The following is a 12,713-nucleotide window of genomic DNA, read 5'->3' on the forward strand; positions in this document are numbered from 1 at the left end:
ATCCCCTCCCAACCGATGGAGCATACCTGTGAACCACGACTATTCAGGCAACACGCAACTCTGGAATGAAGACCTGGCGCCCACCACGGCGGCGCAGCGCACCTGGCGCTGGTATCACTTTGCCGCGCTGTGGGTCGGCATGGTGATGTGCATTCCCGCCTACACCCTGTCGGCCAGTTTGATCGACAGCGGCATGTCCGGTTACCAGGCCGTGCTCACGGTATTTCTCGCCAACGCCATCGTGCTCCTGCCCATGCTGCTGATCGGCCATGCTGGCACCAAGTACGGCATCCCGTATGCCGTGCTGGCGCGCGCCTCGTTCGGCACCATGGGCGCGCGCTTGCCGGCCCTGATGCGCGCCATCGTCGCCTGCGGCTGGTACGGCATCCAGACCTGGTTCGGGGGGCAGATGATCTACACCCTGATGGGCGTGCTGGTGGGCCATGAACTGGGCGGCGAGAAGATCGCGGGCCTGGGCATCAACGGCAGCCAGTTGCTGTGCTTTTTGGCTTTCTGGGCCATCCAGTTCTATTACATCCTGCATGGCATGGAATCGATCCGCAAGCTGGAAACCTACACGGCGCCGCTGAAAATCCTCATCTGCTTCGTGCTGCTGTACTGGGTGCACAGCAAGGCCGGCGGCGTGGCCAGCCTGCTGGACCAGCCATCGCAGTTCATCCCCGGCGGCAAAAAGGCGGGCCAGTTCTGGAGCGTCTTCTGGCCATCGCTGACGGCCATGGTGGGCTTCTGGGCCACCTTGGCATTGAACATCCCCGACTTCACACGCTTCGCCAAGACGCAGCGCGACCAGGTGATCGGCCAGTCGATCGGCTTGCCCGTGCCCATGGGTCTCCTGGCCATGCTGGCCGTCATCGTCACGGCGGGTTCCGTTGTAATGTACGGCAAGGCCATCTGGGACCCTGTCGACCTGGCCAGCCGCATGACGGGCGCCGCCGTGCTGATCGCCCTGATCATTCTCCTGATCGATACGGTCAGCGTCAACCTGGCGGCCAATCTGGTGGGCCCGGCGTACGATTTTTCCTCGCTGGCGCCGAAGCAGATTTCGTACAAGATGGGCGGCTACATCACGGCCTTCATCGCCATCGTCATGATGCCGTGGAAGGTGCTCGAGTCGACGCAGGGCTATATCTTCACGTGGCTGATCGGCTACTCGGCCCTGCTGGGACCCATCGCCGGCATCCTCATCGTCGACTATTATTTTGTGCGCAAGACGCAGCTTGATGTGAAGCAGCTGTACCGCGACGACGGCGTCTACTCATATGGCAATGGCTGGAACATGGCGGCGCTGATCGCCTTTGTCATCGCCGTGCTGCCGAACATCCCGGGCTTTTTGAACGCGGCCTTTCCCACGGCGTTTCCCGACGTGGCCGAAGGCTTCAAAACCATTTACACCTACGCCTGGTTCGTGGGCGTGGCCATCGCCGCCGTCGTGTACGGCGTCATGATGAAGGGCAAGGCCGTGGCGCACGTGCAGCAGGCGCCGCAGTCGTAATCACTGAAGGAGACAAGATGACTACACTGATACGTGGCGGTACCGTCGTCAACGCCGACCGCGCGTTTCGCGCCGATGTGCTGATCGAGGGTGACATCATCGCCGCCGTCGGCGAGAACCTGGCGGTACCGGCAGGGGCTACCGTGATCGACGCGGGCGGCCTGTACGTGATGCCGGGCGGGATCGACACGCACACGCACATGAACTTGCCCTTCATGGGCACCGTAACGTCCGACGATTTTTTCACGGGCACGGCGGCGGGGCTGGCAGGCGGCACCACCACCATCATGGACTTCGTCATTCCCGCGCCGAAGCAATCCTTGATCGAGGCCTATCACCAATGGCGCGAGTGGTCGGCCAAGGCGGCCGGCGACTACACCTTCCACGTGGCGATCACATGGTGGAGCGAGCAGGTACATGCAGAGATGGGCACCCTCGTGCGCGAGCATGGCGTGAACAGCTTCAAGCATTTCATGGCCTATAAAAACGCCATCATGGCCGACGATGAAACCCTCGTGAAAAGCTTTACCCGTTCGCTGGAACTGGGGGCGCTGCCCACCGTGCATGCGGAAAACGGCGAGCTGGTTTTTCAGTTGCAGCAAGCGTTGCTGAAAAAGGGGATCACCGGACCGCAGGCGCATCCGCTGTCGCGCCCACCGGCCGTGGAAGCGGAGGCGGCCAACCGCGCCATCGCCATTGCCAACGTCCTCAATACCCCCGTGTACATCGTGCATGTCTCGTGCGCCGAGTCGCTCGACGCCATCACACGGGCGCGTGCCAACGGCCAGCGCGTGTATGGCGAGGCGCTGGCGGGCCACTTGGTGATCGACGACAGCGTCTACCAGAGCGATGATTTCGATTACGTGGCCGGCCACGTCATGAGCCCGCCATTCCGCGGCAAGCACCATCAATCGGCCCTGTGGCATGGTCTGCAAAGCGGCAACCTGCACACGACGGCCACCGACCACTGTACCTTCTGCGCCGAGCAGAAGGCGGCCGGCAAGGACGACTTCACGCGCATCCCGAACGGCTGCGGCGGCGTCGAGGAACGCATGGCCGTCGTGTGGGACGCTGGCGTCAATTCCGGCATGCTCACGCCTTCCGAATTCGTCAAGGTCAGTTCCAACAATGCGGCACAGATTTTCAATATGTATCCGCGCAAGGGTGTCATCGCCGCAGGCAGCGACGCCGACATCGTGCTGTGGGACCCGCAGGGCACGCGCACCATTTCCGCCGCCACGCAGTTCGCCAAGGGAGGCTTCAACGTCTTCGAAGGGCGCACCGTGCGCGGCATCCCCAGCACCACGATTGCCGCCGGCAAGGTGGTGTTTCACCAGGGTGAATTGATGGCCGTCGAAGGGGCGGGGCGCTATATCGAGCGTCCTGCCTTTTCCGCCACGGCCGCATAAGGAGTTGACGATGGATGCATTGCGTATCAATGGCGAACGATTGTGGGCGGCCCTGATGGAGCTGGCGCAGATCGGCGCGACAGCGAAGGGCGGCGTCAAGCGCCTGGCCCTGACGGACCTGGACAAGCAGGGACGCGACCTCGTGGTGGGCTGGGGGCGCGAAGCGGGCATGAGCATCACGATTGACCAGATCGGTAATGTCTTCATGCGCCGTGACGGCGTAGATAACACCTTGCCGCCCGTGATGACGGGCAGCCATATCGACACGCAACCGACTGGCGGCAAGTTCGATGGCAATTACGGCGTGCTGGCGGGACTGGAGGTGGTGCGCACCCTGAACGATCTGAAGATCAAGACGCAGGCGCCCATCGAAGTGGCCTTCTGGACCAACGAGGAAGGCTCGCGCTTCGTGCCCGTGATGATGGGTTCCGGCGTATTTTGCGGCGCCTTTTCGCTCGAAACGGCGTATGCAGCGAAAGACACGGAAGGCAAAACCGTGGGGGAGGAACTGGCGCGCATCGGATACAAGGGCGAGCAGGTGCCGGGCGACCATCCGATCGGCGCCTACTTTGAAACGCATATCGAGCAGGGCCCCGTGCTGGAAGATGCCGATAAAGTCATCGGCGTCGTGCCTGCCGTGATGGGCCTGTCGTGGTACGACTGTGTGGTGACGGGCATGGAAGCGCATGCGGGCCCCACGCCCATGGGACTGCGCAAGGATGCGCTGCAGGTGGCCACCACCATCATGCAGGAAGTGGTGGCGATTGCCAACCGCTACCCGCCGTATGGGCGCGGCACCGTGGGCATGGTGCAGGTCTTCCCGAACAGCCGCAACGTGATCCCCGGCGAGGTGAAATTCAGCATCGACCTGCGCAACGTGAACGACGAACTGCTCAACACCATGCATGGCGAGATCACGGCCTTCATCGATGCTACGCGCGACAGGACGGGTCTGGGCATTTCACTGGAAAGAGTGTCCTACTACCCGCCATGCCCGTTCCACCCCGACTGCGTGGGCGCCGTGCGCAACGCCACTGAAAAACTCGGCTACTCCGTGATGGACGTGGTCTCCGGCGCCGGCCACGACGCCATCTACGCGGCCCGGCTGGCTCCGGCCGGCATGATCTTTGTACCGTGCAAGGACGGCATCAGCCACAATGAAATCGAAGACGCCAAGCCCGAGCACCTGGAAGCGGGCTGCAACGTGCTGCTGCACGCGATGCTGGAGCGGGCCGTGGCGGTGTAGAAAAAATCGTCAGGCGTGCCGTTTATTTTGTTTCTTCAACATGATGAAGTCATGGCGGCGGTCACCAATGGCCCGCCAGCCTGACTTCCTGGCATCTGGCGGACATTCGGTTTTCGTCTACCGCACCGCGTCGAGCGTGGCGCACCCTGCGTCTTCTGTCACTTTTTCTGTTTTTGCAAGTGAGCACACCGTCGCGACACCAATCGGTGCGGGCGTATATATGGCAACGACCTTGATTGCGGCAACCTCTCACTTATCCGGAAATACAATTTCCGCCAGCTTTTAATATCAATTATTCCTTAACTTGACTTGCAGTTCATAATGTCAAGAAGTGATGCAAAATTGCCATTTTAAATACGATGTTTTTTTATTCCAGCTGTACGTCGTTTTCTGTTCCGGGTATGGTAAAGAAGATTTGTGACAAGCGTGTTACAATATGTGCAAAAAAATAATTAAACCGTTAGGCAGATGTCATGGCCTTCGGGTGTCTTTGTGCGCTGACAAAATGCCATTTTTAGTATTGCCTATCTATGAGTTCAATTTTCACATTGCAAGAAAAACCGATTTTTTCAACTTATTCTGAAAAAATCATATATGTGCGCTGTTTTTTATGGATGCTATTGCCTAGCTTAATATGGAGCTTTGCATTTGGCAGTATCTATATCTGCGTCGAGCCACTGTTTTTTCCTTATCTGGAAAAAAGTTTCAAGAGATGGGTTTCGTTTTTAATAAAATTTGTATGGATTTTTGTTTTTTTGGTTTCCATATTGTCAAGTTGGAATATTCGACCCAGTTCGTATGAGTTTTACTTGTTTGCTGTTTTGGGAAATTCCCCGGTGCCGATATTGTTAACCTGTTCCTTGTTTTTTTTACTAATGTTTTTTTTCCTGTATTCAGATGTTTATCGGAAAACTTCATTGGAATTCAGGCGTGTTGCTTTTTTTATTGGTTTTTCCCTTATATTATTCAAGGGGGTGCTGCTGGTGCTGGATGTTGGCGCAAGTGAGATTCGCAATAAAATTATCACGCCGTCACCTTTTGCCATTAAAACGCTGATCAGTGATGGTTTTTCAAAAAAAGAAAATTCTTTAGGGAAAACCAGCGAACCGACCTTTTTGAATCATGTGAAAGGTGAAAGTTCAATGCCTGCAAAAATGGTTTTGATGCTAGTGGAGTCGTGGGGGGAAAGCCATGGATCGTTGGTGGCGGTCGAAAAGAAGCTGAAGAGCCGCGGCGTGAAAGTGCTGAAGACAGGATTCACTGATTATCACGGCTCGACCATGCAGGGAGAGATTCGTGAGTTATGCTCTGAATATATTCAGTTTGATGCAAGTACTAATTTTTCAGCAATGGCTGATGGTTGTGCTCCGGCCTACATGAAAAATAAAGGGTATGAGGTTTTCGGAGTACATGGTTATCAAAAAATGTTTTATGCCCGCGATACCGTCTGGAAAAGCTTGGGTATCGACCATGCATATTTCCAACCTGAAATGAGCAAGCTGAAAACCTGTCCAGGACCATTCCTTGGTATCTGTGATGAAGATATGATTAATTTTGGAGTGGATTTGATACGGCAGCAAGACAGGGCTTTTTTGTACATGCTTTCGTTATCCAGCCATGAGCCCATTGCTTCTAGTATGCCGGAAGCATCAGTCCAATATTTCCAGGGTATTGAGACAATTGGTGATTCACAGCTGGTAGCACGTAGCGCGATTGGAATTTTGATCGATACATTGAGTACAAGTACTGAACTGGGCTGTACGGAAGCTTATGTGGTTGGTGACCATCAGCCACCATCTGCTGTAAATAGCGGGCAGCTCTCTGAAAATCAGGTTCCATATATACGAATGTCCTTTCACTGCGAGCCATAGCACGCTTCAGTTTGTGAAAAATAGCATAATGTGGTGGTTTGTAGCGGACCTGACTTCAGCTTGCTACAAACTTCTGCGTGGATCGAGGCAGGCACCGCAGAATTTCGTTGTTACTGCACAACATACACCATAATGCCGGCATGCACCCGGTTTGATTGTCTTCCACGCAACATCCGGACGTGCTGCCCGGCCTTTCCATCATTTTCTTTCCTGTTACATGCGTGTCTCCTGGAAGCCGCGCAAAAACGCCAGCAGCGCGCGCGCCGCGATGTCGGCGTCGTCCGCCGTCATGGTTTCCAGCGGGTTGTGGCTGATGCCGCCATTGCCGCAGCGGGTAAACAGCATGGCCACGTCGGTGATGGCGGCCATGGCCATGGCGTCGTGGCCGGCGCCCGACAGCAGCGCGTACGGTTCGATGCCGACCGATTCCACGGCTTGCGCCAGCTGCGCCATCAGCCACGGTGCGCACGGCGCCGCACGCGCCGACAGCAGCAGTTCCAGCTGGTAGTCGATCTGGCGCCGCGCGCAGATGGCGGCGATGCCATCGAGAATATCGTCGACGGCCGCCTGGCGCACGGCATCAACGGCTGCGCGGATATCGAGCGACAGGGTGCAGGCGCCGGCGATCACGTTGACGGAGCCGTTGGGCACGTGCAGCTGGCCCACGGTGCCCACCAGCGCTTCGCCCTGGCTGCAGCGTTGTTCCACCAGCAGGATGATTTCGGCGGCCGCGCTGGCCGCGTCCTTGCGCATGGTCATGGGCGTGGTGCCAGCGTGGCTGGCTACGCCGCCAAGATTGACCAGGTAGCGCGAACTGCCGGCAATCGCCGTCACGATCCCCAGCGGCAGGTCGCGCTCGAGCAGCACGGGACCCTGCTCGATATGCACTTCCACATAGCCGAGCACGCTGGCGGGATCGCGCGCGATGGCGCCGATGGCGCCCGCCTCGTGGCCGGCGGCGGCCAGCGCGTCGCGCATGCTCACGCCGTCCGCATCGACTTGCTCCAGCAGCGACACGTCGAACTGGCCCGTGACGGCCGTGCTGCCCAAAAACGTGCTCTTGAAGCGCACGCCTTCTTCTTCGGCGAAGCCGACGACCTCGAGATGGAACGGCAGTTTTTCGCCCCGTTCATGCAGGTGGCGCACGACGGCGATCGGCAGCACGATGCCCAGCCGGCCGTCGTACTTGCCGCCGTTGCGCACCGTGTCGTAGTGCGATCCCGTCATCAAGGTCTTCGCGCCGGGGATATCCGACAGATAGCGTCCGACCACATTGCCGACGGCGTCGATGTGCACCTGCATGCCCGCGTCCCGCATCCAGTCGGCCAGCTGCGCGGCCGTTTTCTGGTGCGCCGGCGTCAGGTAAGCGCAGGTCAGGTTGTAATCGCTGTCGCTCCAGCCGGCCAGGGTTTCCGCCTGCTGCATGATGGCCGGGCCGAAGTCCAGGCGCACGTCGAACAGCTCGTTCAGGCGCAGCTCGGCGATGCGCTTGATCTGCCGCAGCGATTCGGCCAGTTCGTCGGCGCGGCGATTTTTCAGGCGGCGCGCAAATGTGGCGATGATGTCCTGGCGCGTCAAGCCTTCGCCCGTCGGGCCCTTGACGGCCAGGATGAAGGGAAAGCCGAACTTGGCGTTGTAGTCGCTGTTGAGGCGCTGCAGGGTGGCGAATTCGTCGGCGCTGCACAGGTTCAGGCCGGACTTGGCCTGTTCGCGCGTCGATTCCGCCGTCAGCTGCCCGGCGATGGCGGCCTTGCCGGCCAGCTCCGGGTGGGCGCGGATCAGCCCCAGCTGCTCTTCGGGCGAGGCTTGCGCCAGCACGCGCTGCAGTTCCGTCTTGAGTGCCGTCAGGCTGGCAAACGGCCGGGCGGCGGCCGCGCGCTGGGCGATCCAGGGCGAATGTTCGTAGATGCCGTGCAGGTGCGCGATAAAATCGGCCTGGCTGCCGGCGTTCAGGTCTGAAAGGGTGGTCATGGTTTTCCGATCATGCAAGCGGTGATGATAGCGCCCCGTTCTGCGTCCATTATATGCGCGCGCTGATAGCGGCTATCGCTGCACCAGCGCCTTGGCGGCCGCACTGACCTGGTCGCGCAGCCATTTGTGCTCGGGCGCCTGGTGCACGCGCTGGTGCCACAGCTGGTAAAAGCGCATCGGCGGAAATTTCAGGGGCACAGTGTACGTTTTCAGCGGCAGGGTCTTTTCATAGAAGCGCATGAATTGCCGGCCCGTCGTGAGCACGAGGTCCGTCTGCGTCAGCATGTAGGGAATCAGGCCGAAATACGCCGATTCCACCACCACGTTGCGCTGCAGGTTTTGCCGTTCGAGGAAGGAATCGATGACGCCGTGGTAGCCGGGCATCATCTGCGACGGCGCCACGTGGGGCAGGCTCAGATAGTCGTCGAGGGTCATGGCGTCGCTGGCCGTGCGCCGCGCATAGGCGTTTTCCGCATGCATGGCGCAGATGATGGGGTCTTCGAACAGCTTCGAGATATGCAGGTGCGCGGGCGGCTCGTCCCAGTTGGCGATGACCAGGTCCAGGCCACCATCGGACAGCTGGCGGATATGGTCGATGCCCGGCCCCAGGCTATGCAGCACGACGCGGCTTTTCGGCGAGCCGCGCCGCAGCAGGGCCACCACGTTGGGCAGGAACTGGCTGTCCAGGTAGTCGGGTGCGGCGATATGGAAGGTGCGCGCCTCTTCCTGCGCCACGAACGGCGTCTTCTTGACGAACAGGCTTTCCGTCTGGTCGAGGATGCGCTTGGCCGGATTGAGCAGGCTTTCGCCATGCTGGGTCGGCACCATGCCGCGCGCGCCGCGCACGAGCAGCGGGTCGCCCGTCAATTCGCGCAGCTTGCGCAAGGAGGCGGAAATCGAGGGCTGCGGCTGATTGAGCTTCAATGCCACGCGCGAGACATTCTTTTCTACCAGCAGCAGGTAGAGGATGCGGATCAGGTGCAGGTCGAGGTGTTGCGGCAGGCTGGACATGTGGCGGCGGCTCAGTTGTATATCGATTTGAATATGTCAAATATACGATATTTTTCATGTGATGGGCGGTAAATCCGTTTATCTTGTGTAGATTGGCACGAATATTGGTTCGGTCTGACTAGAGGAAATTTATGGAAGTATTTGCCTACCTGATCCCGTACGGCCTTGAGTGGCTGAACCTGATCGTCCGCTGGCTGCACGTCATCACGGGCATCGCCTGGATCGGTGCTTCCTTTTATTTCGTCTGGCTCGACAACTCGATCCGCCCGCCCGCACCCGGCTCGGACCTGGCGAAAAAGGGCGTGTCGGGAGAATTGTGGGCCGTGCACGGCGGCGGCTTCTACAACCCGCAAAAATACCTGGTGGCGCCCGCCGAACTGCCGAAGGAGCTGCACTGGTTCAAGTGGGAAGCGTATTCCACGTGGCTGTCCGGTTTCGCGCTGCTGACCATCGCCTATTATTTCAATGCCCAGGCCATGATGATCGACAAGGCCGTGGCGGACATCTCCAGTGGCCAGGCTGTCGGCATCGGCATCGCCACCCTCGTCATCGGCTGGACCGTGTACGATTTGCTGTGCCGTTCCCCGCTGGCCAAACATGAACTGTGGTTCGGCGTGACGGTGTTTGCGCTGATCGTCGGCGCCGCCTACGTGCTCACGCATTTGCTCAGCGGGCGCGCCGCCTACATCCATGTGGGCGCCATGATCGGCACCATCATGGTGGCCAATGTGCTGATGCTGATCATCCCCGGCCAGCGCAAGATGGTCGAAGCCATGGCGGCCGGCAAACTGCCCGATCCCAAGCACGGCTTGAAGGCCAAGCAGCGCAGCGTACATAACAATTACTTTACCTTGCCCGTGCTGTTCATCATGATCAGCAACCACTACGCGATGACTTACCGGAACGACCACGCGTGGCTGGTGCTGGCGCTGATCATGGCGGCCGGCGTCTTCATCCGCCACTTCTTCAACCTGCGCCACAAGGGACGTGTCGAGTGGCGCTATCCGGCTCTCGGCGTTGTCCTGTTGCTGGCCGTGGCTGTGGCCATCGCACCCAAGGTACCCGTGGCCGTGGCGGCCGCGCCGGCGGTGGATCCGGCCGCGCAGTTCAAGGCCGTGCATGCCATCATCGCCCAGCGCTGCGCCACCTGCCATTCAGCCCAGCCCACGCAGCCCGGCTTCGCCACGGCGCCAGCCGGCATGATGCTCGATAATGAAACGGAAATACGCCAGCACGCGGCGCAAATCTACAAGCAGGCCATCGAGCTGAAAGCCATGCCGATCGGGAACCTGACGAATATGACGGAGGCCGAGCGCAGCGAGCTTGGCGTCTGGCTGCAACAGACCATGCAAGGAGCAAAATGACTACGCAAGCAGAAAAAATAACGGCCTGGATCGACGAACATTTCGACGAGGAAGTCTCTTTTTTACAAAAGGTGGTGCAGCAGCCGACGGATACGCCGCCCGGCAATAACGCGCCCCATGCGGACCTGGTGGCGCAGCTGCTGCAGGCGTATGGCTGGAACGCCGAAAAGCACGCCGTGCCGGCGGACCAGGTGGAAGCATATGGCATGCAGAGCATCACCAACCTGATCGTGCGCAGGCCGTATGCGGCGGGCGGTCCGACCGTGGCCCTGAATGCGCATGGCGACGTGGTGCCGCCCGGCGACAACTGGACGTATCCGCCGTATGGTGGCCAGATCGACGGCGGCTATATGTATGGCCGCGCGACGGCCGTGTCGAAAGGCGATTTCGCCACCTATGTGTTTGCCGCGCGCGCGCTCGAAGCCTTGGGTATTCCGCTCAAAGGCCAGCTGGAACTGCATTTTACGTACGACGAGGAATTCGGCGGTTTGCTGGGGCCGGGCTGGCTGCTGGAACAGCAGCTGACGAAACCCGATTTCGTCATCGCAGCCGGTTTCAGCTACGGCATCGTCACGGCGCACAATGCCTGCCTGCAGCTGGAAATCACCGTGCACGGCAAGTCGGGCCACGGGTCCATGCCGGAGACGGGGCACGACGCGCTGCAGGCGGCGAACAAGATCCTCAATGCGATCTATGGCCAGCTGCCGGAGCTGAAAAAGATCAAATCGAAAGTCGCCGGCATCGACTCGCCCACCATGCTCGTGGGCCGCATCGATGGCGGCACGAACACCAATGTGGTGCCGGGCAAGGTGGTCATGAAGATGGACCGCCGCATGATTCCCGAAGAAGACCCGGTGGCGGTGGAGGCGCAGGTGCGCGCGCTGATCGAGGACGCCGTGCGCGGCGAGCCTGGCATCCGCATCGAGATCCGCCGCCTGCTGCTGTCGCACGCGCTGCGGCCCTTGCCCGGTTCCGAGCAGCTGGTCGGCAGCCTGCAGAAAAACGCGCAAGCGATTCTGGGCGAGACGATTCCCGCCGTCGGCACGCCCCTGTATGCGGATGCGCGCCTGTATGGCGAGCGTGGCATTCCTGCCGTGCTGTATGGCGCCGGCCCGCGCACCGTGCCAGAGTCGAACGCGAAGAAGGCCGATGAACGTCTGGCGCTCGATGATTTGCGCAAGGCCAGCAAGATCGTCGCCCTGACTTTGCTCGACTTCCTGGGCGGGAAATAGAACGGGGGCTTTGGCTTACAATGGGGCGGACACTCAACCTGTGAAGAAGAGCTCCCATTGAATACCCGTTTTCTCGAAGCGTTTGTCTGGGCTGCGCGGCTGGGCAGCTTCCGCACGGCGGCCGACAAGCTGCACATCACGCAGGCGGCCATCTCGAACCGCATCGCTTCGCTGGAGCAGGACTTCGGCACGCGTCTGTTCGACCGCGATGCGCGTGAAATCCGCCTGACCTTTGCCGGGCGCAACCTGCTCGTGTACGCCGAGCGCATGCTGGAGCTGTGCCGCGACATGTATGCGGCCAATTCCTCGCCTGCGCTGATCACGGGCGAAGTGCGCATCGGCGTCATCGAAACCATCGTGCATACCTGGCTGATCCCGTTCCTGCAGCGCGTGCAGGAGCGCTATCCGGGTATCGAGATTCAACTGACGTCGGAATCGACGCGCCGCCTGCATGAACAGCTGCAGCAGGGCGAGCTCGATATCGCGCTGCAGACGGACATGCTGACGGGCGACCATATCCGCAGCACGGGCAGCGGCGCCATCGCCATGGGCTGGGCCGGCAGGGCCGCCGACTGGCCCGATACGGGCGTGCCGTTCACGGTGGCGCAACTGGCGCAGCATCCGATCATCACCATGAACCGCGGCTCGCAGCCGCATTCGGCCTTGAAGGCGCTGTGCCAGGACGAGGGTGTGCAACTGGGAAGGGTCCATTGCGTCAGCTCGATCTCCGCCATCGTGCGCCTGGTCAAAGCGGGCTTCGGCATCGCCGTGCTGCCGCTGGCGCCCCTGCGTGAGGAAATCGAGCAGGGCCACATCGCCCTGATTCCCTGCACCAGCAGCCTGGCGCCGCAGCGCATCGTCATCAGCTACAGCGAAGACATCACCACGGAAGCGATCCAGCTGGTGGCCATGCTGGCATGCGAGGAGGCGGCACGGTTTACCCTTGGTCTGGGCGAGGAGTACGGTGCGGGCTGACGTGGCTTAGCKCGGATTAGCGCCCAAGCGCGTAATCCGACAACATTGTTGGCCCCACCCACAAGAAAAACTTATCAGTCGCGTTCAGAATAACCCGTTTGCCAAGTGATGGCGTGCCACC

9 protein-coding genes are annotated in these 12,713 nt (G+C 60.0%); 7 read left to right on the forward strand and 2 right to left on the reverse strand.

Translation table 11 applies throughout. The features are described from left to right. Nucleotides 1–28 precede the first annotated feature (28 nt). The 4 genes from AC4BCN_RS06495 (at nt 29) to AC4BCN_RS06510 (ending at nt 6,039) form a co-directional block, all read left to right on the forward strand. Nucleotides 29–1,513 (forward strand): NCS1 family nucleobase:cation symporter-1, encoded by a 1,485-nt coding sequence (locus AC4BCN_RS06495; protein WP_072454245.1) that lies wholly within the window; start codon nt 29–31, stop codon nt 1,511–1,513. 17 nt (nt 1,514–1,530) lie between these two features. Beyond that, nucleotides 1,531–2,922, forward strand: coding sequence for a dihydropyrimidinase (gene hydA, locus AC4BCN_RS06500; RefSeq protein WP_338680912.1), 1,392 nt, complete (start codon nt 1,531–1,533; stop codon nt 2,920–2,922). A 10-nt stretch (nt 2,923–2,932) separates the two neighbouring features. Continuing rightward, nucleotides 2,933–4,168, forward strand: coding sequence for a Zn-dependent hydrolase (locus AC4BCN_RS06505; protein WP_219330070.1), 1,236 nt, complete (start codon nt 2,933–2,935; stop codon nt 4,166–4,168). An 809-nt stretch (nt 4,169–4,977) separates the two neighbouring features. Then, complete coding sequence (locus tag AC4BCN_RS06510) at nt 4,978–6,039, forward strand: sulfatase-like hydrolase/transferase (protein ID WP_175560491.1); 1,062 nt, start codon at nt 4,978–4,980, stop codon at nt 6,037–6,039. 213 nt (nt 6,040–6,252) lie between these two features. Here AC4BCN_RS06510 and AC4BCN_RS06515 read toward each other — a convergent pair whose 3' ends face one another. Beyond that, nucleotides 6,253–8,010 carry an allantoate amidohydrolase gene (locus tag AC4BCN_RS06515; protein WP_490492832.1) on the reverse strand — a complete coding sequence of 586 codons (1,758 nt, stop codon included), beginning with the start codon at nt 8,008–8,010 and terminating at the stop codon, nt 6,253–6,255. Nucleotides 8,011–8,082: 72 nt separating this feature from the next. After that, nucleotides 8,083–9,021, reverse strand: a complete 939-nt coding sequence (locus tag AC4BCN_RS06520; protein ID WP_034754583.1) for a LysR family transcriptional regulator — start codon at nt 9,019–9,021, stop codon at nt 8,083–8,085. Between the two features lie 131 nt (nt 9,022–9,152). Here AC4BCN_RS06520 and AC4BCN_RS06525 point away from each other — a divergent pair, with 131 nt between their 5' ends. The 3 genes from AC4BCN_RS06525 to AC4BCN_RS06535 are packed head-to-tail and all read left to right on the forward strand — an operon-like array spanning nt 9,153 to nt 12,592. Next, nucleotides 9,153–10,385, forward strand: a complete 1,233-nt coding sequence (locus AC4BCN_RS06525; protein ID WP_490492833.1) for a urate hydroxylase PuuD — start codon at nt 9,153–9,155, stop codon at nt 10,383–10,385. Next, the gene (locus tag AC4BCN_RS06530; protein ID WP_490492834.1) at nt 10,382–11,617 is read left to right on the forward strand and encodes a M20/M25/M40 family metallo-hydrolase; all 1,236 of its coding nucleotides are present in this window, start codon (nt 10,382–10,384) and stop codon (nt 11,615–11,617) included. Before AC4BCN_RS06525 ends, AC4BCN_RS06530 begins: the two co-directional genes overlap by 4 nt. 57 nt (nt 11,618–11,674) lie before the next feature. Next, a complete protein-coding gene (locus AC4BCN_RS06535; protein WP_456148593.1) occupies nt 11,675–12,592 on the forward strand; it encodes a LysR family transcriptional regulator in 918 nt (305 codons plus the stop codon). Nucleotides 12,593–12,713: the final 121 nt, after the last annotated feature.

This window comes from Janthinobacterium sp. Bl 1 (assembly GCF_058215535.1).

Excerpts from the sequence above, each read along its gene's own strand:
- hydA (WP_338680912.1), top strand. The coding sequence starts at position 1,531 with ATGACTACACTGATACGTGGCGGTACCGTCGTCAACGCCGACCGCGCG.
- AC4BCN_RS06505 (WP_219330070.1), top strand. The coding sequence starts at position 2,933 with ATGGATGCATTGCGTATCAATGGCGAACGATTGTGGGCGGCCCTGATG.
- AC4BCN_RS06515 (WP_490492832.1), bottom strand. The coding sequence starts at position 8,010 with ATGACCACCCTTTCAGACCTGAACGCCGGCAGCCAGGCCGATTTTATC.
- AC4BCN_RS06520 (WP_034754583.1), bottom strand. The coding sequence starts at position 9,021 with ATGTCCAGCCTGCCGCAACACCTCGACCTGCACCTGATCCGCATCCTC.
- AC4BCN_RS06525 (WP_490492833.1), top strand. The coding sequence starts at position 9,153 with ATGGAAGTATTTGCCTACCTGATCCCGTACGGCCTTGAGTGGCTGAAC.
- AC4BCN_RS06530 (WP_490492834.1), top strand. The coding sequence starts at position 10,382 with ATGACTACGCAAGCAGAAAAAATAACGGCCTGGATCGACGAACATTTC.